Below are 22,765 nucleotides of genomic sequence, written 5' to 3'. Positions count from 1 at the left end.
GAAAAGCATTGATTTTGTCTAAAATAAGGGGAATGTGAATGGGAAGAAAGCCCTTGTGTTGTGCGGCTTTTCACGATGAAATGACAAAGCCGCCCCGGCGACAGGCGGCTTTGTCAATCGCTTTTCCAAACGATTTAGTTTCCAGCTACTGTTTTGGCCTGTTTAAAAAACTGCGGCAAATGTTCTTTATGCGCTTCAAGCATTTCGTCCAACATTTGTTTGGCGATGGTGTCAGACGGGACAAGCGGGTTGATCGTCATGGCGACGAGCGCGGTTTGGTAGTCGCCAGTGACCGCGGCCTCGGCAGCGACGCGCTCGAACGACTTGATTTGCTGGACGAGCCCACGCACCGCGACCGGCAAATCGCCGACGGCGATCGGTTTCGGTCCATCTTTCGTGATGACGCAGTTTACCTCCACCGCCGATTCCGGAGGGATGCTCGCAATGGCGCCGTTGTTTCTCGTGTTGACCGGCTGAATGTCGCGCTTGTCGTTGTAAATGGAGCTGATCAAGCTGCACGCGGCGTCGCTGTAGTACGCCCCACCACGCTGTTCGAGCTGCGGCGGCTTGATGGCCAAGTTCGGGTCTTTGTAAAGCTCGAACAGCTCTTTTTCGAGCTGCTGCACAACCTCGGCGCGCGTCCCTTTCGTTTTCGCCGCCTCCAGCTCCTCGGCGAGCATTTTGTCTGTTTGGTAGTAATACCGGTGGTACGGGCAAGGCAGCACCTTCAACCCTTTTAAGAAATCCGGCTCCCAGCCAAGGTCAACGATGTTTTTCATCGTCACACCGGAGCGGTCTGGATGGGCGACGAGATCAATCACCTTTTCGGTCACCTCGACGCCGTCCAGATAGACGTGCAAGCCAAACACCATATGGTTCAAGCCGGCAAAATCAATGTGCACGCGGTCGGCATCAACGCCAAGCAGCTTGGCGACGCCCATGCGCATGCCGATCGGCACGTTGCACAACCCGACCACTTTTTCCTGTTTCGTGTAGCGCAAAACGGCTTCTGTCACCATCCCAGCCGGGTTCGTGAAGTTGATCAGCCATGCATCAGGGCAAAGCTCTTCCATATCGCGAATGATGTCCAAAATGACCGGAATCGTCCGCAATCCCTTAAACAATCCGCCCGGGCCGTTTGTCTCCTGGCCGATCACCCCGTATTTGAGCGGGATGCGCTCGTCTTTCGCCCGTGCCTCTAGGCCGCCGACACGAAATTGCGTCGTAACAAAGTCTGCTCCTTCCAAGGCCCGGCGGCGGTCTAGTGTCAAATGAATCTCAAGGGGCACACCGGCTTTTTCGACCATCCGTTTGGCCAGTGCGCCAACGATTTCGAGTTTTTCTTTGCCTTCCGGAATATCGACAAGCCACAATTCCCCGACCGGCAATTCATGATAACGCTTGATCAACCCTTCGACCAATTCCGGCGTGTAGCTCGACCCGCCGCCGATCGTCGCCATTTTCAATCGTTTATCCATACTCCTCTTCCCCTTTCGCCCTGTTGGGCATGGTATAATCAATGTAGGAATCAACCAGTGGGCTTGGAAGCGCCATCCTTTCCCAGCTATCGCACGTTCCGTCCCATGAAAGCGAGGTGTCCCGATGTTCACTCCTGAACAAATCGCCCAGTTCTCCGAGCTCGACTACGCCATTTACGACTATGTGATGAAACATCCTCATGAAGTCGCGTACATGCGCATTCGCGAGCTTGCCGAGGCCGTCCATGTCTCGCCGCCGACTGTGCTCCGTTTTTGCAAAAAGGTCGGATGCGAAGGGTTCAGTGAATTTAAAACGAAATGGAAGCTGTATTTGCGCGAGACAAAGCGAACCGCGATCATCAGCAGTCAAGAGGCGCTTAAGGAATTTTTCGAACGGACGCTGACCGCCGATTACGAGCGGACCATTCTGGATGCGGCAGCCGCGATCGCCCGGGCGGATCACGTGATTTTTGTCGGCTCCGGCAGCTCCGGCATTTTGGCTGAATACGGATCGCGCTATTTTTCTGCCTTTCAAAAGTTTTCCGTCTACATCAAGGACCCGTTTTTTCCGATTTACGGCCATTATTTCCACAACTGCGCCGTGATCGCCTTGTCGGTGTCTGGAGAGACGTCATATACGCTCGCCCAAGTGCACCGGTTCAAGGAAAACGGCAGCACGATCATCAGCATCACCAACCGGAAACATTGCACACTCGCGAACATCTCGGACTACAACTTGACGTATTATGCCACCGCCGAGCGGATGGGACAGACGGATGTGACAACACAACTGCCGGTCGTTTATTTGCTTGAGCGGCTCGCGAAGGAAATGTACCGGTTGCTGCCGACGCAGACTGACCGCGGGCCGAGCGGGCGGTGACAAAGCTACAGCTCGGCACCGTTCGTCGCAATCACACGCTGATACCATTTGTTCCCTTAAACGTTCGGCCCGGCTGTTTGGCAAACACATCCCATACCGATAATCCTTTTCCATCTTCGTTCCACGCCCCTTCGACTTGATACGCAGCTGATGCTGCACCCCATAAAAACCCGGGCGGAAACGGTTTCAGATGGCGATGCTCCATTCAGATCGTCTCCTTTCTCACAACAACGTCGATGAATCATTCTATCACCAATAAACCGTGTTTGGCGAAAAAAGTAAAGGGCGCGGCGGCTTTTTGTAACGAGACGAACGTGAAAAACAATTGTTTCTTCGGAGTAACAAACTGTTACAAAAAGGATAAGAAAAGCAAGCGCGCAGTATGCAAAAAGCAACCGTGAGGACGTTCCATAAAATGCGAGCAACGGCACTCTCCATCCTTGTAGAGAAACACAAGAAGAAAAAGGTGCTCCGTTCCATTGAGAGCACCCTTTTCCCCATAAAGGCCCGTCTTCAGCCCATTTATGTTTGGGAGAAATATTCAACCTAATCCATCGAGCCGCCATACAGATGAAGCGTTACGGCAAAAAGATTTTCCCCGGATTGAGAATGCCGTTCGGGTCAAACAGCTGTTTCAACCGTTTCATCCAAAGCACGGCGTCTCCTTTTTCTTCACGCAAAAACGCCCGTTTGCCGATGCCGATGCCGTGCTCGCCTGTGCACGTGCCGCCGCGCGATAAGGCGTAGCGGACGATGTGAGCATGCACCTGTTCAATCCGTTCCCTTTCCGCCGCATCGTTCGGGTCAAAGGCAAGCACCGTATGGTAATTGCCGTCGCCGACATGGCCGAAAATCGCGGCGGTCATGTTCTGCTCGTTGACAAGCCGGCGCGTATCGGCGATCGCCCCCGGCAGCTCGGACAGCGGCACGCACACATCGGTGGAGAGCATCGCCTTGCCTGGATAGGCGGCTTGAATGGCGAACGCCGCATGGTGGCGCGCTTCCCACAGCTTCGCGCGGGCGAGCGAGTCGGTCTCGACCACAAACGAAACCGCCCCCTCCACTTCGCACAATTCGTTGACCAGCTTTGTCCCTTCCTCGACGCTTGACGGGCTGCCGCTCAGCTCGATAAACAACGTCGGTTTCACCGGATAATCGGTTTTTTTGTACGCATTGACCGCGGCGATCGTCGCCTCGTCCACGAGCTCGATTTTGCCGGGGCCGACGCCGGACCGCAAAATGGCAAACGCAGCCCCTGCCGCTGTCTCGAGAGACGGGAAGCACACTTTGATGGCGTTCGTCGCCTCTGGAATGCCGTGCAGGCGGACGACGAGGCGGGTGAACACGCCAAGCGTCCCTTCCGATCCGACGAACAAGCCGGTCAAGTCATAGCCGGCCGACGATTTCACCGCCAAGCTGCCCGTTTGCATGACCGAACCGTCCGCGAGCACCACCTCTAATCCGAGCACTTGATCGCGCATGACGCCGTATTTCACGCAGTTCGTGCCGCTCGCGTTCGTCGCCGCCATGCCGCCGATCGTCGCGTCCGCCCCCGGATCGACCGGGAAAAACAACCCGTATCGCTTCAGCGCCTCATTCAGCTGCAGCCGCGTCACCCCGGGCTCGACGATCGCCAAAAAATCATCGGGACGAATGTCAATGATGTGGTTCATCAACGTCAAATCGAGGCTAATCCCGCCTTGGACCGGAATGACGTGCCCTTCCAAGCTCGTGCCGGCGCCAAACGGTGTGACCGGAATGCGATGCTCGTTGGCAAACGCCATCACCCGGCTGATTTCCTCCGCTGTCTTCGGAAAGACAACGACATCTGGCTTGTGCGGCGCATGGTAGGCGATGCCTTTGCTGTGGTGTTCGAGCACCGTTTCATTGATGCTCACCCGCTCGCGGTCGCCGATCAATTCCAGCAGTGATTCGTATACGTTCATCGTTCTCCTCCTCACCCGATCGGATCAAGCGGCGCCACCCATCGATGCGCCGCCTTTTCTCTTGACGCACTCTGATGGTGGATCGATCGACCCGGATGGCATGGTTCGTTTAGTATCGCAACAGCGTTTCGATCCCTTCCACGATGCGTTCGGCGTTCGGCAGCCAATCATCCTCCACCGACGGCACCGGATACGGCGTGTCGTAGCCGGCGATGCGCACGATTGGAGCTGATAGAGAAAACAGCGCCCGCTCACTGATCAAGGCCGCCACTTCGGCGCCAAACCCGCCCGTTTTCACCGCTTCATGGACGATCATCACCCGCCCCGTTTTTTCCACCGAGGCGATGATCGCATCAAGATCAAGCGGCTGCAGGCAGCGAAGGTCGATCACTTCCGCGCTGACCCCTTTCGCTTCCATCTCGGCGGCGACTTTGGCGGCAAGCGGCACGGTCGCCCCCCAAGCAATGATCGTCACATCGTCTCCTTCTTTCACAACCCGTGCTTGGCCGAGCGGAATCGTGTACGGCTCTTCGGGCACTTCCATGCGAAACGCCCGATACAGCTTCATCGGCTCCAGAAACAGAACCGGGTCTTCGTCGCGAATGGCGGAAATGAGCAGCCCTTTCGCATCGTACGGATTGGACGGCATGACGACTTTTAAGCCCGGCGAATGGGTAAACAGCGCCTCCAACGCATCGGAGTGCAATTCCGGCGTCCGCACCCCGCCGCCGTACGGGCTGCGCACGACGATCGGGCACGAAAACCGTCCGGCCGAGCGGAAGCGGATGCGCGCCGCCTGGGCCGCCAGCTGGTCCATCGCCTGGTACACAAACCCGAGAAACTGAATTTCGGCAATCGGGCGCATGCCGTTGATCGCCAGTCCAATAGACGTGCCGATAATGCCCGATTCCGCAAGCGGCGTATCAAACACGCGCCCCTCGCCAAACTGCGCAAGCAGCCCGTCCGTCGCCCGGAAGACGCCGCCGTTTTCGCCGACATCTTCGCCCAGCACGATGATGCGCGGATCGCGCTCCATCTCTTGGCGCATCGCTTCATTGATCGCTTCAATCATCGTCAATTCCGCCATTTATCTCACCCCGCTCCGTTGTTTGCGCCGCATCACTTCGTCTTTTTGCTCGGCAAGCAATGTTGGCGCTTCGCTGTACACGTAATCGAATACATCGACAATCGAACCGGACTTGCTGGCGATGGCCGCCTCGTACGCCGCCGTCACTTCGTCATTCACTTGGGCGACAAGTGCTTCTTCTTGCGCTTCCGTCCATAATCCGCGCCGTTTAAGCAGCACGCGCAGACGGTAAAGCGGATCTTTCGTCCGCCATGCTTCCACCTCTTCCGGCCGGCGGTATTTCGTCGGGTCGTCCGCCGTCGTGTGCGGCCCAAGCCGATAGGTGAGCGCCTCGATCAACATAGGACCCTCGCCGCGGCGGGCGGCTTCGACCGCCTGTTTCATCGTTTCATAAACCGCCAGCACATCGTTGCCGTCAACGAGCACCCCTTTCATCCCGTACGCAAGCGCCTTTTGCGCGATCGTCCGGCTGGCCGTCTGCTTCCGGTACGGGACGCTGATGGCGTATTGGTTGTTTTGGCAGAAAAAGATGACCGGCACGTTGTACACCGCGGCAAAATTCATCGCTTCATGAAAATCGCCCTCTGACGTCGCCCCGTCGCCGAAATACGCCACCGATACGTGCGGTTCGCCCTTCAATTTCGACGCCCACGCGCAGCCGACCGCATGAAGCGTCTGAGCAGCGATGATGATTTGCGTCGGGAAAATGTTCACTCCCTCCGGCATCCGTTTCCCTGACAAGCGGCCCTGCACGTAATGGAAAAACTGCTCAAGCGGCATGCCATGCATCAAGCATACCGCCACTTCGCGGTAGCTCGGGAAAATCCAATCGTCTTTATGAAGCGCAAGGGCGCTGCCGATTTGCGCCGCCTCTTGACCGCTAAACGGGGCATACGTCCCGATCCGCCCTTGCCGCTGCATGCGCAAAAGCCGCTCATCAATGACGCGCGCCCGCCGCATTTCCCGGTAGGCACGAAGCAGCCACTCATCGGAAAACGCCGCCAGCTGCCTCTCGTCGCCGTTTCCGTTTTCGTCCAAAATTTGCACGACCTCGACCGGCAATTTGCCCGGATCAAACATGGAGTCCCCTCCCACTCTTTTTTCATTGCCGCTTCACTTCGCGCTCTCCCAGCTTTTAGGCAAGCATCGAATGATCACCGTACATCCAAAAGCAGCACTTCCGGATTTTCCAAATAGTAGGCCACCGTCCGCATAAACCGCCCGGCCGGCTCGCCGTCAATGACGCGGTGGTCAAAGGTAAGCGACATCCCCATCATATCGCGGATGACAATTTCGTCGCCGACGACAACCGGGCGCCGTTTGATCGCATGCGCCCCAAAAATCGCCACTTCCGGATAGTTGATGATCGGCGTCGCAAACCAGCCCCCGCCCGCCCCGGTGCTCGTGATCGTAAACGTGCTTCCTTGCAGCTCCTCAAGGCGGAGCGCCTGGCGGTGCGCTTTTTCTGACAGTTCCGCGATTTCGATGGCGAGCTCGCGGATCGATTTTTGATCGGCGTCACGGATGACGGGGACGACGAGACCGGCTTTCGTCGCCGTCGCGATGCCGATGTGATAGCGCTTTTTCAAGACGATTTCATTCGTCTCTTCATCGAGCGAAGCGTTAAACATCGGATATTGCTTCAGCGCCCTTGTCACCGCTTTAATAATAAACGGCAAATACGTCAGTTTGATACGTTCTTCCGCCAATTGATTGGCAAGGTGCTTGCGGATTTCCACCAACTTCGTGACGTCCACCTCGTCCATGCCGGTCACATGCGGCGCCGTGTACATCGATTTCACCATTTTTTCGGCGATTTTTTTGCGCAAGCCTCGAAGCGGGATTCGCTCTTCTTCTTCAAACACCGCATCCAAACTCGCGATGGATGTCCATGAGGCTATACTCTCCTGCCGTCCTCCGGCCGCACTCGCGCTGCCGGTCGGCAGAACGCCGGCTTCGTTCGCTTCCCTTCTTGCCGCCTCCGCCACCGAAGCGGCCGCCTCGCGCTCCCTGACATACCGCTCCAAATCGGCGAGCGTCACCCGACCGCCTTCGCCCGTTCCTTCCACTTCATCGATCGGAACACCCATCTCCCGCGCCCGCTTGCGCACAGACGGCGCGGCAATCGCCCGTTTGCGCGCAGGACGAGGCGTTTCTCCATGCAGAACAGGCACGGGCTCCCGAACCGAATCTTCGATGGGCGCGGCTTCCCCCGCGACCGACGCCTCGGTTTCCACGACAATCAACGGCTCTCCAACCTTCACCGTCGCCCCTTCCGGTCCGGCAAGCGCCACGACTTTGCCAGCGACCGGCGTCGTCATTTCGACCATCGCCTTATCGGTTTGAATTTCGGCAATCGGCTGATCCGCCTTGACCACATCCCCTTCCCGGACAAGCCAGCGAATGATTTCCGCTTCATGCAGCCCTTCACCGATGTCGGGCAATTTAAATTCATAGATCATGTGATATCCCCTTCCCCTTGTTCTCATGTTGTGATTGGAAACAAAAACAATGGTGCAGCATCGATGGTGCGGCGATCATAAGGAAACATAGAAGTTAAGCGCTTACAAAAAACGTGGTGACCATTCGTTTTTTCTACCAAAATATCAAATGAATATTTTAAATTTTCCAACCTACAAGATTTATGATAGTCTATAGATTGTCAAACTGTCAATATAAGGAGAGCAGACATTTTTCGCCCGCTTCGACAAGCATCGACAACCCCTTCTATTATCGCAAAATAACAATTCTTGGTTCGATTTGACCGAAACACCGAGAACGGGCTCAACCGCTGCTGATTTCAGTGATGGGTAGGCAGTTTTCCGAAAAACATGGAAGGACGTGAAACATGGCTGTCTCGTACCAATGAGCGGAAATGGTTCAAAAAAAGTTAATTGTACGAGGTTTCTCTAAGAAGAATGAATAAGTTCAATGGTATTTTGCAATACATCACTCGTCTTATAAGAGGAGGAAGCAATATGCGTCTTGCCACGATTCACCATATCGCTTTGATTTGCTCGGACTATGAACGATCAAAACGATTTTATACAGAAATTCTCGGATTTCGCCCCATCCGGGAGCAATACCGCGCTGAGCGCCGTTCGTACAAACTCGATTTGGAGGCTGATGGCGGCATTCAGCTTGAGCTATTTTCCTTTGAAAACCCGCCGAAGCGCCCAAGCTACCCGGAAGCGTGCGGACTGCGCCATCTTGCTTTGGCGGTGGACAACCTCGATGAAGCCATTGCCTACTTGCGCCAACACGGCATCGATCCCGAACCCGTCCGCGTTGATGAAGCGACCGGCAAACGATTCACCTTCTTCCAAGATCCGGACGGGCTGCCGATCGAGCTGTATGAAAACTAGAGAGAAAAGCACACTTGCTCCATGACGATGACAAAACGAAGCCTCTCCGTTGATTTGTGGTACAATGGGGGCGATACAAATGAAGGAGGCCAAACAACATGATTCGATTCGCAACCATCGGCACAAACTGGATCACCGAAGCATTTCTTGACGCCGCGCGCCTCGTCGATTCCTTCGAACTCGCCGCGGTCTACTCGCGAACCGAGGAGACCGCAAAGCAGTTTGCCGACAAAGTCGGGGCGCCGCGGACGTTCACGGACTTGCAAAAGCTGGCCGAAAGCGACGGCATTGATGCCGTCTATATTGCCAGCCCGAACGCACTTCATGCCGAGCAGGCGATTTGGCTCATGAACCACGGCAAGCACGTCTTATGCGAAAAACCGCTCGCCTCCAATGCGAAAGAAGTCAAAGCGATGATCGAAGCGGCGGAGCGAAACGGCGTCGTATTGATGGAAGCGATGAAAGCGACGCTGCTCCCCACTTTCCGGTCCATCCGCGAGCACTTGCCGAAACTCGGCCGCATCCGCCGCTATGTGGCGAACTATTGCCAATACTCATCGCGCTATGACGCCTATAAGCAAGGAACGGTGCTCAACGCCTTCAACCCCGCTCTCTCGAACGGGGCGTTGATGGACCTTGGCGTCTATTGCCTGTACCCGATGGTCGTTTTGTTCGGCCAACCCCGCAGCGTGAAGGCGCAAAGCGTGAAGCTCGAATCCGGCGTTGATGGCGAGGGCTCGATCGTGCTCGATTACGGCGACATGGACGCGGTCGTCTTTTATTCGAAAATCACGAACTCACACTTGCCTTCGGAGATTCAAGGGGAAGACGGAAACATGATCATCGACGCCATCCACACACCAGCCAAAGCGGAAATCCGCTACCGCGACGGACGCGTCGAGGACATCACCGCGCCGCAGGACAAGCCGCCGATGTATTATGAAGCACAAGAGTTTATCCGTTTGATCGAAAACGGAGAACGCGAATCGTCCGTCAACTCGCACCGCCATTCGCTTTGGACGATGGAAATCATGGACGAAGCGCGAAAACAAACCGGCATCGTGTTCCCGGCCGACGAGCGATAATAAAAAGGTTCCAACCTAGTCTTCCTGGGGCTCGGTTGGAACTCTTTTTCTTTCTGTCTCATTGGATTTCCTTGGCCGCCGATAAGCCATGGCTGTCACCTTCTGCTAAAATACGGGCCAAGCCATCCGCTTTCATGCGTCATGACAAACGTCCAGTTGAACTCGCTGTCCACCACATATAGATCGATTTTGTCGTTTTCCGTTGCCAGATCGGCGGCTTTCAAGCCGGACGCATCCTCCACGGTGAACGCATCGTCGCCATGTTGAAAGAAAAGATAGCAACACGTTTTCTCTTCTTGATCAAACGCCATTTCCGCTTCTTCTCCTGTGAAACAGCCTCTCATCCCATAGCTGAACACATGCCATAAGTAGCCGTTAACTCCATTCCGATTACGAAGGTGGATGTGTTGTTTTTCTTCCGCTGTCAAATGGCCGGCAAACACCTCTTCCCACTGTTGTCGCCATTGCGCTCCGAAACCGGACTGTTTGCGGATTTTGATGTTTCGGCGAGCTAACTGATGAAATAACTCCATTTGGTTTCTCCTCCAGTGACCTAATGTGGCACCGCCTTCATCGATGTGCTCATTTCGTCTGTCAAAACGTTCAGTGGATCGACAAGATGGCTTCTCACCATCTTTGTCACGCCGAGCGGTTTTCGTCCGCCCAGCCACTTCCCCGTTTCCGGCCGCACTTCGACGAGCAGCTGCTGCGCACCCTATGCAAGACAGTTTCCCCGCTCTTTGCGCCTGCCTCGCTGCACCGCCCCTATTCCCCCGTCTCGGCAAACCGGCGGATGCGCGCGCCGATTTCATCGCGGACGCGGCGGAACACCGCGAGTTTCTCCTCTTCGGTCCCTTCCGCTTTCGCCGGGTCGTCAAAGCCCCAATGGACGCGCTTCACGTGCGGCGGGGTGACGGGGCAATGGTCGGCCGCATGGCCGCACAGCGTCACGACCAAATCAGCGCGGTTGAGGAGATCCGGGTCGATGACGTCAGACGTTTGGTTCGAAATGTCGATGCCGACTTCCTTCATCACTTTCACCGCATTCGGATTGAGGCCATGCGCTTCAATGCCGGCGCTGTGCACTTCCCATTCCTCACCAAGAAGTTGTTTCGCCCAGCCTTCCGCCATTTGACTGCGGCACGAGTTGCCGGTGCATAAAAAGTATATGACTTTTTTCTTCATCGCTGGTTCCCACCTTTACGTTGATGTTGGATTGCCCGAAGAAAAATACTTTCGCTGAAACGCCAATGCTACGTTGACAAGCGCCAGCATCACCGGCACTTCAATGAGCGGACCGATAACTGCCGCAAACGCCGCGCCCGAATGAATGCCAAACACCCCCACGGCGACGGCAATGGCCAGCTCAAAGTTGTTGCTCCCCGCCGTAAACGCGAGCGTCGTCGATACCGGGTAGCCGGCTCCCAATTTTTTCGCCAAAAAGAAGGAGACAAAAAACATGATGACAAAATAAAGCAGCAATGGAATCGCAATGCGCACAACATCGAGCGGCAAGCTGACGATCATATCGCCTTTGAGCGAAAACATCACCACGATCGTAAACAAAAGCGCAACAAGCGTCAGCGGGCTGATTTTCGGCACAAACACTGTTTCATACCATTGCCGCCCTTTCGCTTTCACAAGCACAAACCTTGTCGCCATGCCAGCGAGAAACGGGATGCCTAAGTAAATAAACACCGATTTCGCCACTTCCGCCATCGTGATCTCGACAACGGCTCCCTCAAGCCCAATCCATCCAGGAATGACCGTCACAAACACGTACGCATACAACGAGAAAAACAGCACTTGAAACAGTGAGTTGAAGGCGACAAGTCCTGCTGCGTACTCGGTGTCGCCGCGCGCCAAATCGTTCCAGACGATGACCATGGCGATGCAACGGGCAAGCCCGATTAAAATCAAGCCGATCATATACTCCGGCTTGTCAGGCAAAAAGACAATCGCCAAGATGAACATCAGCAGCGGGCCGATCACCCAGTTTTGCACGAGGGACAAGACGAGCACCTTCACATCTTTGAACACGCGCCCCATCTCTTCATAACGCACTTTCGCCAGCGGCGGATACATCATCAAAATCAAGCCAATCGCAATCGGAATCGAGGTTGTTCCGACTTGCAGACGGTTCAAGCCATCCACCAGCCCCGGAGCCCAAATCCCGATTCCAATCCCAGCCGCCATCGCTAAAAAAATCCATACCGTCAAAAAGCGGTCTAAAAACGACAACCGCTTCGGTTCACAACAATCCATCATCATTCACCCCGTTGTCCATCATCAGCACCCGCAGCGGGCCGCGGGATTCGCTGTCTCGATTTTGCGAATGTTTTCGTCTTGGTCCGGAACGTATGACAACACCGCTTGCAGCAGGGAGTAGTATTCGCTTTGCGGCCGGAGCGAATAATACACCCATTGCCCCCTCCGCTCCTCTTGGATCAGCCCGGCGTCTTTCAACTTGCGAAGATGCTGGCTGATCGCCGGCTGGCTTGACGAAAACACCTCCAGCAGCTCGCACACACAGCACTCCCGCTGATTCAAAATCGCCAAAATCGTCAGCCGCGTCGGATCGCCGAGCAGCTTCAACACCCGAGCGGCTGCTCCTATCTCCATTGCGAGTTGCGGCATATAACCTCCTCCATTCATCATCATATCATGATTTGCTTATATCAAAACGAACAACCATCATGAAACGGCCACGCCGACCAATGAAATGGTTTCCGTCAATCAGTATATAATTAAATAATTATATAAGTTAACCATGATGTATCGACAAAAGCAAGAAAAGCGAGCGTGCCGCATGTTTCCGCCGCACGCCCGCAAATGTTCCCCGCCCTCTGCCGCCAACACGCCTTAGTCCATCCGTTTTTTCGCCGCCGACAACAGATCGACCGCCTTCGTCCCGACCCCGACAAACGTCTCGAGAATCGCCTGCGCCCCGGCGATGGAAAAGACAAAAATCAACGGCATGGCGATCTTCGGGATGAATAAATACCCAAGCGCGAGAAACATCGCGCTCCACACCCCCGCGCACCAGTAACAGTTCAACAAATAGCCGAATTTCGATTTCGGCACTTTCTTGATTTCCGTACTCCCGTCTTCGTGTTGGATTGTCTCTTTTTTCATGAACGGATTGCGAATAAATTCCGTGATTTTATCAAAGACGATCAAGTGAGTGAACCGATAGCTGGCCAAAATGATCATGATGTACGTCATCCAGTCAAGTTCGCGAAGCATGGTGGGTTCCTTTCTTTTTCCATCTTTTTCTTTAGTATGAACCAAGATGCGTTTCTTTATGACCTCCGATGGTTAATGGAGCCGGTCGAGGGAACAAGCACGTTGTTCATCCCATGCGCCTGCAAGGCCTCCAACGCCCCTAAGGCCATTTCGTCATTATGGGCAAAGACCGCTTGAATGTCTTTATGGCTTTGCAAAATGTTTTCCATGACCGATAATCCTTTGGCCCGGTCAAAATCAGCCGCCTGTTTGGCCACGACTTTCATCCTATTTCGCGCAGGAGACTCCCACTTCAACGACCAAAGGGAGTAAGTGGGAGAGGAATGCGCGTTCCCCCTTTCTTTTGTGTATGATATAATAAAGGCGTGGAGAAAACCGTTCAATAAAGGCACTCCAATAACTGCTACTCGATGTATGGAGTTGGTTACAGGAAACGTTGTAACCGTAAAACATCGAGCGTAGGTCCGTCTGTTGTGTGTGGAAGCCAAGTACTGCCAACAGACACACCGAGAGAATCGGTAACGATGCAGGCATGACCTGCGTCGTTGGGTAGTCGTCAACCTGCCCCCTGATGCAACCCCAAGTCAAGGAAGGAGGACGAAGTCCGTTTGCACTTCTGGGGAGTTGCAAGCCCCCACTTCAAGCGTTAGCTAAGTGGGGGTAGTTGACATTGGCTGCTTTGTCGATCACTTGGTGGAATCCTTCTCCCCGTTCACGTGCGGCCGAGGAGCCCGGAATCCCCTCCAATTCCACAATGTTTCCGCCGTTTTTCAAGTGGTCGACGATAAACTGCGCGGCCATTTTTCCTCCCGCCACATTGTCGGAGGCGATATGGGTGACCACTTTCCCGCCGTCCGCGCTGCGATCGACGGTAATGACCGGGATGTTGGCGCTGTTGGCGGATTCAATCGCAGACGTGACAGCGCTTGAGTCCGTCGGGTTGACCAGCAGCACATCGACTTTTTGCCTCATTGACTTCGTTCCTGTTCGGCCAAAAATGATTCCACCTCCTCTCGTCTCGGCATCCCAGCCTGCGCCCCGAGTTTTGTCACGGACAGAGCCGCAGCCGCATTGGCAAATCGGCACGCTTCATGAAGCGGCTTCCCTTCCGCCAGCGCCACGGCAAGCGCCCCGTTAAACGTATCACCCGCGCCCGTCGTATCCACGACGGGAACGTGGAAACTTCGAATGAGCCGTTCTTGTCCATCTTGCCAAATGCGCACCCCTTTGGCCCCTTCGGTGACAATGAGCTGATCGACAAACGATTCTTCATCCATCTTGTCAAACAAAATGCCCCGTTCATGTTCATTCGGCGTCAAGAAACTCGCCTGCTCGAGCACCACGAGCGGCAGCGGCTGGGCTGGAGCTGGGTTCACGATGACGCGCACGCCGTGGCGATGCGCGATCGAAACGGCCCGCTCCACAACAGGAAGCGGGATTTCCAGCTGCAGTAAGCACACATCGCTTTCGGCGATCACGGATTCATATGGATCCAGATCCTCCGGCGTCAGCGCATGATTCGCCCCAGGGACGACAATAATGCGGTTGTCCCGCTCAGAAATCGTAATCGCAGCAATGCCGGTACGTTGATGTGTAACCGATTTCACACAATCGACGGAAACGCCTTCATTTTGCAACGAACGGATGAGCTCTTGACCAAACGCATCATCCCCCACCGCGCCAATCATCCGCACATCGGCGCCGAGGCGGGCGGCGGCCACCGCCTGGTTCGCCCCTTTGCCGCCGGGAGTGGTGAGAAACTGTTCGCCTAAAATCGTCTCTCCTTGGTTTGGAAACCGCGCCGCCACAGTGACTAAGTCCATGTTGAGGCTGCCGATCACCGTAATCGATGGCCGAGCCATCTTTCTTCCCCCTCCTTGTACGAAACAAAAGCGATAGACTCCCGCGCCTCGACGTTTTCCCGAAGCCATATTGTGATTTGCCCGGATCACGGTTATAAATTAATAAGATAAAAGCATAGGATAAAAAACAGGACATTGACAACTGCCAATGCCCTGACCAACACGCACAGCGACCGCAAAAAGTGCAACGGTCTAGAAATAGGCAGAATCGCCCCACCCCCACCTACACCTAGTAGAGGACTTTTCTTTTGATACCGCACAACGACTGTCGCGACCAACGACGCAAACGAAATGATCAGCGACAACCACAGCAGCCATCATCCATTAGCCCCTTTTTATCAAGGGAGTTGCCGCTGCTCCCGTGCATGAAACCGTGCATCTGTATTAACCAGCATGTCTTAGAACACCTAAGGCGCTCGATCATTGCCTAACGTCCCTCTGCAAGCTTCTCACTTTTCCCTCCACCGTTCGCTCGCTTCATCCGCCCGTTTCGCGGCCACCATCATGCTCATGATGACGAGCATCACGAACGAGCCGACAAACATTCCCGCGATAAACGCGACCATGACTCTCTCTCCCTTTTCTCACAAACTTGTTATTTGCCATTCTTTCCTTTTACATCTAAGCCGATACATCGGGAGAGCTTATTCTATTATACGCCGCGTTTGACCGCACGATGCTTTGTCCTTGCCCAACAGCGGCAAGCCCATACAATCAAAAGCGCCAGGAGCGCCCCACATGAATCAATCGCCACGTCTTTTGGCGTCGCCGTCCGCCCCGGTTCAAACGATTGGTGCCACTCATCGGTCGCCGCGTAGGCAGTCGCAAACAGCCAAGCGCCCGCATACGCAAACCGCTTGGGCAACAGCGCTCGCCACACAAGCGCAGCCAAAATGCCAAACTCGGTCAAATGCGCCGCTTTGCGGATCACAAAGTTCAACCATGACGGCCCCTCTTCATCCCCTCCGCCGAACGGCAAGTACGACAAAATCATCTGCAGCACATGCGCCGTATTCGCCCCGGTGAACCAGGAAGACTCGCTGAAGCTGTAAATGACGAGGCACCAGAGAATGACGGGAAGCCAGCGGGAAAGGAAATCTCTCATCGTTCCACCTGCCAACAACCTTTTTACCAACAAAACAAGGTATCTAAACAACAAACGAAAGTAGACACCTTGTTCGCTAAACCCTTTATCATCATAACAGGGAGGGTGATCTTTTTCCATTTTCTTTTTTGAAAGCTGCTTTACCATTGTTTTAAAATCGTTCGCTCACAGGCTGGAAAGAAGACTTCTTTTCCGTTCCCTTTTTTCTTTCCCCATTTCCCTTTTAAGAGAGATTCTCTCCCTGTTTATGCTTTCATGAACAAGGGTATAGTAGTAAAAGAAAAATCTGTACATTTTTTCTGGCCAGCATTATAATTTTTAGAAAGGAGAATCAATGAGGTGATCAATATGCCCTCCGCTTTGGAAACGAAAATGAGGGTGACACTGTCTTGCACGGAACAGGCCAACAAACCGAATAAGGATCTTTCATTTGCCGAATTACGAAAAAAAATAGCCAAACCTTCTCCCTTTGGCAAAAAATTAGTAGACATCTACAAACAAAGGACGGTAGCCGATTATGTCGTTTGTGATGACATATGAAGATGCCATAGATGAACATTTTGGACAAGCGTCTATATACATCGATGCTTGCCAACATTCAAGATTTAGCCTTGGCTCAAATGCGGCTGTTCCAGCTCGAAGCCTATGATGCCTTGCATTATGCCATTGCAACATACCACCATTATGACTACTTCGCTACGCTTGATGGCGATTTTGTCCATACTCTTTACAACCAAGACCCCGACCCAGCGTCGATTACAAAAATTATAAAAATCGCCTAGCCTTGACGTTCTTGATCGAGTCGGGGTTGAAAAAGTAAGGGAGGCAGAGAACTCTATGCCCTCCTTCATTTCTTCTCCACTCACGCGAGCTGCACCAAGTTCAACCATGTGAATTGGTGACAAAGAAAGAGCATGCAATACATATCGATCCGCCTTTATGATGTGCAAAAAAGCGGAACCGGTTATTCCGCCCCCGCCAACAGTTTCAACGTCGCAGCGACAAACATTTGCACGCCGATCTCAAGCGCGTCTTCGTCAATCGTAAAACGCGGGTGGTGGTGCGGGTAAACGATGCCTTTTTCTACATTGCCCGCGCCGACGTAGAAAAAGCTGCCGGGCGCTTTTTGCAAGAACGCCGAAAAATCTTCGCCGCCCATGTTCGGTTTCAAGCGGACCACTGCCTCTTCGCCGAACAGCTCGCACGCCGTTTCCTCCATGACGCGGGTCACTTCATCGTAGTTAATGACCGGGCGGTAGCCGTAGTCAAATTGAAACTCATACGAGGCGCCGTGCGCTTCGGTGATCCCTTTGACAATGCGCTCCATCCATTGCGGCACCGTGCGCCGCAGCGTCTCATCGAACGTGCGCACTGTTCCTTGGATTTCAACTTCCCCTGGCAAGACATTATGCGCCGTACCCGCCACAAATTGTGTCACGGACAGAACAAGCGGCTCGAGCGGGTCGACATAGCGCGAGACGATGTGCTGCAAGTTCGTCACCACTTGCGCCCCAATGGCGATCGCATCGATCGTTTGGTGCGGCATCGCTCCATGGCCGCCTTTGCCGATGATGCGGATGAAAAAGCGGTCGGGTGCGGCCATCATCGGTCCATACACAATGCCGATTTTTCCGCGCTCAAGCGGCGACCAAAGGTGAGTGCCGATGACGACGTCCACCCCGTCCATGACGCCAGCTTGCACCATCTCCTCGGCCCCGCCGGGGAACAATTCTTCCGCGTGTTGGAACAAAAAGCGAATCTCGCCATGAATTTGATCGCGAAGCTGGGCGAAAATTTTCGCTGCCCCCAAAAGCATCGCCGTATGGCCGTCATGCCCGCACGCATGCATGACGCCTGGGTTTTTGGAGGCAAATTCAAACGTGTTTTCCTCTTGAATGGGCAGGGCGTCCATATCCGCGCGAATGGCGACGACTCGGCCTGGCTGTTGGCCAATGAGCCGCGCCATGACGCTCGTTTTCGTCGGGCGGGTAATCTCGAGACCGCCGAACGATTGCAACGTCTCGTAGACAAACTGCGCCGTTTTCTCTTCCTGGAACGACAATTCGGGATGGGCATGCAAGTGGCGGCGCCAGGCGATGACGTCCGTTTTCACTTCATCGACGAGCCGTTTGATTTCTTCCTTTGTCATCCATAATCTCCCCCTGTTCGTTTGTCTTTTTCGTTATTCCCCTTGGGCTAGTTGCCACACCGTATGATAAAGCACCTCTGCTCCAGCGGCGCAGTCTTCTTTCGTGCTCCATTCCGCCGGACTATGGCTCACCCCGTCTTGGGAGCGGACAAAAATCATCCCGATCGGGCAAATCGGAGCCAACTGTACGCCGTCATGGGCTGCGCCGCTCGGCAGCCAAAACGGCGGATAGCCAAGTTTTTGGCACGCCGCCTCCGCCGCGCGCTTCACCTCATCGGAACATAGCACCGGCGCCATTTCTTGCAGCCGCTCGGTCGTGAGGCAAACGTTCCGCTCCTTGGCGATCGTCTCTGCCCGCGCGGCTATGGCATTCCATACTTGATCGCGCACCTCAGCCTTCAAGTCGCGCAAATCGAGCACAAATTCGACCCGTTCCGGAATGACATTAATACCGCCCGGATATACATGCAACTGTCCTACAGTACCGACCGTTGTCCCTGTTCGTCTTGCTTCCTCTTCGATCACTGTGATGATCTGGGCAGCCGCCGCCATCGGGTCGCGCCGCAATGACATCGGCGTGGCGCCGGCATGTTCTGCCTTTCCTTCGATAGTAAATTTCACCCAAATCAGACCGGCGATGCCAGTGACGATGCCAACTGGAAGACCAGCCTCCTCCAGCACCCGTCCTTGTTCGATGTGCAGTTCGACATAGGCTTTCACCGTTCCTGGTTTTCGTGCTGCCTGCGGCAAGCGGTCCGGGTCAAGCCCCGCCTGTTTCATTGCTTCAGCGAGGGAAATCCCTTCCGCGTCGCGGCACTCGAGCGCTTCCGGAGGCAACGTCCCCGCCATCGCGCGGCTGCCGATCATGCCGAAACGAAAGCGCGCTCCTTCTTCGTCCGTAAACGCCACTACTTCAATTGGATGGTGCGTCACAACCCCGTGCTCGTTCATCGCCTGAACAACTTCCACGCCGGCCAACACCCCGAGCGGTCCATCAAAGCAACCGCCGTTGTAAACCGAATCGAGATGAGACCCAACAAGGACGACCGGAGCATCCGGATTCGCCCCTTCTTTCCGTCCGATCAAGTTGCCAGCCGCGTCTTCATATACGAAAAGCCCCGCTTCGCGCATGTAAGAAGCGACGAGATCTTTGGCCCTCCGCTCTTCAGCAGTGAACGAGAGGCGCGTGACGCCGCCGCTTGGTTTCTTGCCGACCTCCCCTAGTTCCATGAGCCGTTGCCAAAGACGTTCCCCTTGAATCAAGCTATCCTCCCCTCACGCCAATTACGGATGATTTTCGGATATGTCCTTAATTATAATGGAAATAGAGTAAATTTTCAAATAATACAAATAATAAAAACGTCTTCAAGACAACAAAAAACTTCTGCCTGGCGCTAAAGACAGAAGCTGATCGAGCGATTATAAGAAAATGCGGTATACTTTGCGCGGACGCCCGCGCGGATACGGGTTTGTCTCCCCGGCCACTTCGGCAAGGCCCACGGTCTCCAATTGGTTTAAAATCCGGCGGGCGCTGCGCGGCACAATCCGCATATAAGAAGCCAACTCATGCGCTTCGATCTCGTTGGTTCCGCGTTTTTGCAATATGGCTTTCAATTTGCAGAGCGTCGCGGCGCTTAATCCCGTCCGCTCCGCCAGCTGCCGCAGTTCTCCGCCGCCGAGCGAATAGCGGAGGTGCACACTTTTTCCTAACGGACCCGAGATCGTTCCATCATCAAACACCACCATCCACGCACCCCGTCCGCTTTGTTTCGCATGCAAAAACGCCTTCCCAGCCTGAATTTCGGCCTCATACGCCGTTCGGCCGATGCCGATTCCGCACGCGATGACCTCGCTGTACAAGAGCTCCGTCTCCTCCGCCGAGGGGACCGTTTTATAGCCATCGGTGATCTCTTTTAATGCGCCCCTTGTCGTAAAAATGACATAGCGGCCCGGCCCGGCGCTTTTCAGCGACCCTTGGACTTTTTTTGCATACCGTAGCAATTTTTCCGTTGTCTTCATCTCCAGACGATATATGTCATCGGTCGAAAATGTCTCTGGGGAGGCCGCCTGCATCGCATCGACTTCAATCATTTGCACGGCGATTTGCGCATCTTGCACCTGCAGCATCTGTCCGGTGCGAATGATTGTTTGGATGACCGCTTCCACCGCCGAGCGGGCAGGCAATACCCGATACACCGGCATCCCGAGTTTCTCCAGTTCGAGATGGGCTGTCCGCAAACAGGTGACCGCTGCTTCCGTTTTCCCTTGTTTCCAAAGGGTGTAATGATAGTCGGACAGTTCCTGGGCCGAAATGCCTCCCTCGTAATGCTTGACGTATGGAATCGGCTCCTCGATGCCCGCCTCTTCGAGCAGCCGTTCGATTTCGCGGCGCTCGTACGTGTCAAAACTAAGCCGGCTGACCGGAATCTGCTCCGTATAGTGCGCCTGCAGCAGTGTGCGGTACAAGCTGGCACCAATATGTGGCACATAAAACAGCGGCGCATCGACCTCACTGGACTGCTTGACGATCGAATACGGCACTTGTCCGGAAAACAGCCACATATCAACTTCTGACGCGAGCGGGCGGATCAAATCGATCACTTCACTTTCATCCCAATACACAACGGGAACGCAAACAAGCTCTTTGTACTCTTGCGCCACCGCCTGAATAATTGACAGCGAATCGTCCGCACCAAACAGACCTAAGCGAATGCGGATGATACATCCCTCCTTTTGCCGCCTGCCCATAGCGGTGGGAAAAGACGGCTTCTTCAGCCGCTCTCTTCCCCGCCTGTCTCCGCTTTCAAAGTGGCGGGCCACGACCCCACGTTTTCCCATAAAACCACTGGAAACATAACCTTCTCTTTCTTTGAAACGGCGATTGATGCCCCGCGCCCGCCGGCATGTCTACTATCCCACTTCCATCGAACGGACAGACCGCCTTATTCCCTTTTTTACAAAAAAGCCGTCGTGGCGATGCGAACGGGACAATTAAGCGGCATCCCTATTCACTTTGTTTGTGGAAAAAGGCAGCTGAGGCGCACTGGAGAACGTCAACAGCCCGATCCACTTTCAGCTGCCTATGCCCCACCGGCCGACCGATCGACTCGTAGATGAGGCCGGCGGCGTCGGCTTGTTTCGGGTCGTAGCAGTTGCGCCCGTCAAGCACAATTGGCCGATTCATCAGCGTCTTGTAACGGTGAAGGTCAAATTGCAGCACAGCCGGCCATTCGGTGAAAATGAAACAAACATCCGCGCCGCGAATGGCTTCCTCCATTGTCTCGCAACAAACAACCGCATCGCCAAAACGGCGCGAGACATGACCGAGGGCGGCCGGGTCCCAGACGCGCACGTCGGCTCCTTCGGCAATGAGCCGTTCGATGTTCGCCAATGCCGGCGATTCGCGCACATCGTCGGTGCCGGGCTTGAACGCGGCGCCAAGCACAGCAACAGTCCGGTTGCGAAAATCTCCGATGTGCGGACGCGCTTTGTCAAGAAGCTTCCATTTTTGTTTCTCATTGACGTCCATCGCCGCCCACACGGTTTTGAGCGAATAGCCATGGGAGGCAGCCAACGCATAAAGCGCCTTCGTATCTTTCGGCAGGCAAGAGCCGCCATAGCCGACGCCGGCGCGCAAAAAGCGGCGGCCAATGCGCGGATCCATGCCGATTCCTTCCGCCACCGCCTGAATGTCGGCCCCTACCAACTCGCATACGTTGGCGATCTCGTTGATGTACGAAATTTTCAGCGCCAAAAACACATTGGCAGCGTACTTGATCATCTCTGCGCTTTTGCGGTCGGTGACAACGTACGGGAGCGCAAACGGGGCGTAGAGGTCCTTCATTATCCGCTCAGCTCTCTCCGATTCGACGCCTAACACAATGCGCGGCGCCTGCAACGTATCGCGCACCGCCGTTCCTTGTGACAAAAACTCCGGATTGGAAACGACATCGATACGCACCCCGCCGCGTCCGTGTTCCGCCAAAAAGCGAGCCGCTTCGTCTCCCGTACCGACTGGCACGGTCGATTTGATGGCCACAAGGCAGTCGCGTTCGGCCGACGCGGCGATGCGGCGCAACGTTTCCCATACGTCATCGAGCTTGACCGATCCGTCCGGCAACGGCGGGGTGCCGACCGCGACCATGATCACTTCCGCCCACCGATACGCTTCCGCATCGTCTGTGGTAAAGCGAAGGCGGGCGCTGTTCCGTTGGATGAGCGGTTCGAGCCCCGGTTCATAAATGGGGACGATCCCTTCATTCAACCGCCGAATTTTTTCCTCATTGACATCCACGCATATGACATCATGACCTTTATCAGCCAAGCAGGCGGCGGTCACAAGCCCAACATACCCCGCCCCGGCGATCGTGATTTTCATCGTTCCTCACACCTTTTTGATCCATTGCAGCTATTGTCGCTTGTTCTCATTATATCGAATCGCCTGGGGATTTTCATTGTTTTCGCCTAGCCGCTGAGTTCACCGGTTGTGCTCTGCGGCCAAAAGAAAACCGGGAGGAGCCACCCCCCCGGTTGCACGACGTGTTTCCGTTTGCTTGATGACG

General features: G+C 54.7%; 22 protein-coding genes and 2 pseudogenes. 4 read left to right on the top strand and 20 right to left on the bottom strand.

Annotated features, from left to right (window positions below; translation table 11 throughout):
• Window positions 1-134 precede the first annotated feature (134 nt).
• Complete coding sequence (locus JCR24_RS06295; RefSeq protein WP_238980311.1) at window positions 135-1,478, bottom strand: 6-phospho-beta-glucosidase; 1,344 nt, start codon at window positions 1,476-1,478, stop codon at window positions 135-137.
• A 124-nt stretch (window positions 1,479-1,602) separates the two neighbouring features.
• On the opposite strand from JCR24_RS06295, the gene JCR24_RS06290 reads away from it, so the two are divergent.
• Window positions 1,603-2,358 carry a MurR/RpiR family transcriptional regulator gene (locus JCR24_RS06290; protein WP_011232683.1) on the top strand — a complete coding sequence of 252 codons (756 nt, stop codon included), beginning with the start codon at window positions 1,603-1,605 and terminating at the stop codon, window positions 2,356-2,358.
• A 43-nt stretch (window positions 2,359-2,401) separates the two neighbouring features.
• On the opposite strand, the pseudogene JCR24_RS06285 reads toward JCR24_RS06290, so the two are convergent.
• The 5 genes and pseudogenes from JCR24_RS06285 to JCR24_RS06265 form a co-directional block, all read right to left on the bottom strand.
• Window positions 2,402-2,563: pseudogene (locus JCR24_RS06285) on the bottom strand (family 1 glycosylhydrolase); the annotation flags it as partial.
• A gap of 373 nt (window positions 2,564-2,936) precedes the next feature.
• On the bottom strand, window positions 2,937-4,304 hold the full coding sequence (locus JCR24_RS06280) for an FAD-binding oxidoreductase (RefSeq protein ID WP_238980310.1): 1,368 nt from the start codon (window positions 4,302-4,304) through the stop codon (window positions 2,937-2,939).
• Between the two features lie 109 nt (window positions 4,305-4,413).
• Window positions 4,414-5,391 carry an alpha-ketoacid dehydrogenase subunit beta gene (locus tag JCR24_RS06275; protein ID WP_041470605.1) on the bottom strand — a complete coding sequence of 326 codons (978 nt, stop codon included), beginning with the start codon at window positions 5,389-5,391 and terminating at the stop codon, window positions 4,414-4,416.
• On the bottom strand, window positions 5,392-6,471 hold the full coding sequence (gene pdhA, locus JCR24_RS06270; RefSeq protein WP_238980309.1) for a pyruvate dehydrogenase (acetyl-transferring) E1 component subunit alpha: 1,080 nt from the start codon (window positions 6,469-6,471) through the stop codon (window positions 5,392-5,394).
• 74 nt (window positions 6,472-6,545) lie between these two features.
• Complete coding sequence (locus tag JCR24_RS06265; protein ID WP_238980308.1) at window positions 6,546-7,853, bottom strand: dihydrolipoamide acetyltransferase family protein; 1,308 nt, start codon at window positions 7,851-7,853, stop codon at window positions 6,546-6,548.
• Between the two features lie 516 nt (window positions 7,854-8,369).
• Here JCR24_RS06265 and gloA2 point away from each other — a divergent pair.
• On the top strand, window positions 8,370-8,756 hold the full coding sequence (gloA2, locus tag JCR24_RS06260) for an SMU1112c/YaeR family gloxylase I-like metalloprotein (protein WP_033011380.1): 387 nt from the start codon (window positions 8,370-8,372) through the stop codon (window positions 8,754-8,756).
• Between the two features lie 98 nt (window positions 8,757-8,854).
• The gene (locus tag JCR24_RS06255; protein ID WP_238980307.1) at window positions 8,855-9,841 is read left to right on the top strand and encodes a Gfo/Idh/MocA family protein; all 987 of its coding nucleotides are present in this window, start codon (window positions 8,855-8,857) and stop codon (window positions 9,839-9,841) included.
• A gap of 95 nt (window positions 9,842-9,936) precedes the next feature.
• Here JCR24_RS06255 and JCR24_RS06250 read toward each other — a convergent pair whose 3' ends face one another.
• The 10 genes and pseudogenes from JCR24_RS06250 to JCR24_RS06205 all read right to left on the bottom strand — a co-directional run bounded on the left by JCR24_RS06250 (window position 9,937) and on the right by JCR24_RS06205 (window position 16,054).
• The gene (locus JCR24_RS06250; protein WP_150826036.1) at window positions 9,937-10,374 is read right to left on the bottom strand and encodes a DUF4275 family protein; all 438 of its coding nucleotides are present in this window, start codon (window positions 10,372-10,374) and stop codon (window positions 9,937-9,939) included.
• 232 nt (window positions 10,375-10,606) lie between these two features.
• Window positions 10,607-11,026, bottom strand: a complete 420-nt coding sequence (arsC, locus tag JCR24_RS06245; RefSeq protein WP_011232692.1) for an arsenate reductase (thioredoxin) — start codon at window positions 11,024-11,026, stop codon at window positions 10,607-10,609.
• Window positions 11,027-11,041: 15 nt separating this feature from the next.
• Entirely contained in the window at window positions 11,042-12,106 is a 1,065-nt protein-coding gene (arsB, locus tag JCR24_RS06240) for an ACR3 family arsenite efflux transporter (protein ID WP_238980306.1), read from the bottom strand.
• Window positions 12,107-12,130: 24 nt separating this feature from the next.
• On the bottom strand, window positions 12,131-12,478 hold the full coding sequence (locus tag JCR24_RS06235; protein WP_015375941.1) for an ArsR/SmtB family transcription factor: 348 nt from the start codon (window positions 12,476-12,478) through the stop codon (window positions 12,131-12,133).
• Window positions 12,479-12,703: 225 nt separating this feature from the next.
• The gene (locus JCR24_RS06230) at window positions 12,704-13,087 is read right to left on the bottom strand and encodes a DUF1360 domain-containing protein (protein ID WP_184318640.1); all 384 of its coding nucleotides are present in this window, start codon (window positions 13,085-13,087) and stop codon (window positions 12,704-12,706) included.
• 56 nt (window positions 13,088-13,143) lie between these two features.
• Window positions 13,144-13,344: a substrate-binding domain-containing protein gene (locus JCR24_RS06225; RefSeq protein ID WP_015375943.1), complete on the bottom strand. Its 201-nt coding sequence runs from the start codon at window positions 13,342-13,344 to the stop codon at window positions 13,144-13,146.
• A gap of 409 nt (window positions 13,345-13,753) precedes the next feature.
• Window positions 13,754-14,059 (bottom strand): annotated as a pseudogene (locus tag JCR24_RS06220) (substrate-binding domain-containing protein); the annotation flags it as partial.
• A complete protein-coding gene (rbsK, locus tag JCR24_RS06215; RefSeq protein WP_015375945.1) occupies window positions 14,056-14,949 on the bottom strand; it encodes a ribokinase in 894 nt (297 codons plus the stop codon). The pseudogene JCR24_RS06220 and the gene rbsK, both read right to left, overlap by 4 nt.
• A 449-nt stretch (window positions 14,950-15,398) precedes the next feature.
• Window positions 15,399-15,515 (bottom strand): DUF3789 domain-containing protein, encoded by a 117-nt coding sequence (locus JCR24_RS06210; RefSeq protein WP_013146530.1) that lies wholly within the window; start codon window positions 15,513-15,515, stop codon window positions 15,399-15,401.
• Between the two features lie 86 nt (window positions 15,516-15,601).
• On the bottom strand, window positions 15,602-16,054 hold the full coding sequence (locus JCR24_RS06205) for a VanZ family protein (RefSeq protein ID WP_238980305.1): 453 nt from the start codon (window positions 16,052-16,054) through the stop codon (window positions 15,602-15,604).
• 551 nt (window positions 16,055-16,605) lie between these two features.
• On the opposite strand from JCR24_RS06205, the gene JCR24_RS06200 reads away from it, so the two are divergent.
• Window positions 16,606-16,836 (top strand): hypothetical protein, encoded by a 231-nt coding sequence (locus JCR24_RS06200; protein ID WP_238980304.1) that lies wholly within the window; start codon window positions 16,606-16,608, stop codon window positions 16,834-16,836.
• 182 nt (window positions 16,837-17,018) lie between these two features.
• Here the strand turns inward: JCR24_RS06200 and JCR24_RS06195 are convergent, their stop codons facing one another.
• The 4 genes from JCR24_RS06195 to JCR24_RS06180 form a co-directional block, all read right to left on the bottom strand.
• Window positions 17,019-18,203: a M20 family metallopeptidase gene (locus tag JCR24_RS06195; RefSeq protein WP_238980303.1), complete on the bottom strand. Its 1,185-nt coding sequence runs from the start codon at window positions 18,201-18,203 to the stop codon at window positions 17,019-17,021.
• A 33-nt stretch (window positions 18,204-18,236) separates the two neighbouring features.
• Window positions 18,237-19,466 carry a Zn-dependent hydrolase gene (locus tag JCR24_RS06190; protein ID WP_238980302.1) on the bottom strand — a complete coding sequence of 410 codons (1,230 nt, stop codon included), beginning with the start codon at window positions 19,464-19,466 and terminating at the stop codon, window positions 18,237-18,239.
• A gap of 156 nt (window positions 19,467-19,622) precedes the next feature.
• The gene (locus tag JCR24_RS06185) at window positions 19,623-20,951 is read right to left on the bottom strand and encodes a helix-turn-helix domain-containing protein (RefSeq protein ID WP_238980361.1); all 1,329 of its coding nucleotides are present in this window, start codon (window positions 20,949-20,951) and stop codon (window positions 19,623-19,625) included.
• 256 nt (window positions 20,952-21,207) lie between these two features.
• Window positions 21,208-22,581: a UDP-glucose dehydrogenase family protein gene (locus JCR24_RS06180; RefSeq protein WP_020279260.1), complete on the bottom strand. Its 1,374-nt coding sequence runs from the start codon at window positions 22,579-22,581 to the stop codon at window positions 21,208-21,210.
• Between the last annotated feature and the right edge of the window lie 184 nt (window positions 22,582-22,765).

Source organism: Geobacillus sp. YHL (assembly GCF_022341265.1).
Taxonomy (GTDB): Bacteria; Bacillota; Bacilli; order Bacillales; family Anoxybacillaceae; genus Geobacillus; species Geobacillus thermoleovorans.
This window is presented reverse-complemented; position numbering and strand designations above follow the sequence as displayed.

Coding starts and splice junctions, on each gene's coding strand:
- JCR24_RS06295 (WP_238980311.1), bottom strand. CDS start 1,478: ATGGATAAACGATTGAAAATGGCGACGATCGGCGGCGGGTCGAGCTAC.
- JCR24_RS06290 (WP_011232683.1), top strand. CDS start 1,603: ATGTTCACTCCTGAACAAATCGCCCAGTTCTCCGAGCTCGACTACGCC.
- JCR24_RS06280 (WP_238980310.1), bottom strand. CDS start 4,304: ATGAACGTATACGAATCACTGCTGGAATTGATCGGCGACCGCGAGCGG.
- JCR24_RS06275 (WP_041470605.1), bottom strand. CDS start 5,391: ATGGCGGAATTGACGATGATTGAAGCGATCAATGAAGCGATGCGCCAA.
- pdhA (WP_238980309.1), bottom strand. CDS start 6,471: ATGTTTGATCCGGGCAAATTGCCGGTCGAGGTCGTGCAAATTTTGGAC.
- JCR24_RS06265 (WP_238980308.1), bottom strand. CDS start 7,853: ATGATCTATGAATTTAAATTGCCCGACATCGGTGAAGGGCTGCATGAA.
- gloA2 (WP_033011380.1), top strand. CDS start 8,370: ATGCGTCTTGCCACGATTCACCATATCGCTTTGATTTGCTCGGACTAT.
- JCR24_RS06255 (WP_238980307.1), top strand. CDS start 8,855: ATGATTCGATTCGCAACCATCGGCACAAACTGGATCACCGAAGCATTT.
- JCR24_RS06250 (WP_150826036.1), bottom strand. CDS start 10,374: ATGGAGTTATTTCATCAGTTAGCTCGCCGAAACATCAAAATCCGCAAA.
- arsC (WP_011232692.1), bottom strand. CDS start 11,026: ATGAAGAAAAAAGTCATATACTTTTTATGCACCGGCAACTCGTGCCGC.
- arsB (WP_238980306.1), bottom strand. CDS start 12,106: ATGGATTGTTGTGAACCGAAGCGGTTGTCGTTTTTAGACCGCTTTTTG.
- JCR24_RS06235 (WP_015375941.1), bottom strand. CDS start 12,478: ATGCCGCAACTCGCAATGGAGATAGGAGCAGCCGCTCGGGTGTTGAAG.
- JCR24_RS06230 (WP_184318640.1), bottom strand. CDS start 13,087: ATGCTTCGCGAACTTGACTGGATGACGTACATCATGATCATTTTGGCC.
- rbsK (WP_015375945.1), bottom strand. CDS start 14,949: ATGGCTCGGCCATCGATTACGGTGATCGGCAGCCTCAACATGGACTTA.
- JCR24_RS06210 (WP_013146530.1), bottom strand. CDS start 15,515: ATGGTCGCGTTTATCGCGGGAATGTTTGTCGGCTCGTTCGTGATGCTC.
- JCR24_RS06205 (WP_238980305.1), bottom strand. CDS start 16,054: ATGAGAGATTTCCTTTCCCGCTGGCTTCCCGTCATTCTCTGGTGCCTC.
- JCR24_RS06200 (WP_238980304.1), top strand. CDS start 16,606: ATGAACATTTTGGACAAGCGTCTATATACATCGATGCTTGCCAACATT.
- JCR24_RS06195 (WP_238980303.1), bottom strand. CDS start 18,203: ATGACAAAGGAAGAAATCAAACGGCTCGTCGATGAAGTGAAAACGGAC.
- JCR24_RS06185 (WP_238980361.1), bottom strand. CDS start 20,951: ATGGGCAGGCGGCAAAAGGAGGGATGTATCATCCGCATTCGCTTAGGT.
- JCR24_RS06180 (WP_020279260.1), bottom strand. CDS start 22,581: ATGAAAATCACGATCGCCGGGGCGGGGTATGTTGGGCTTGTGACCGCC.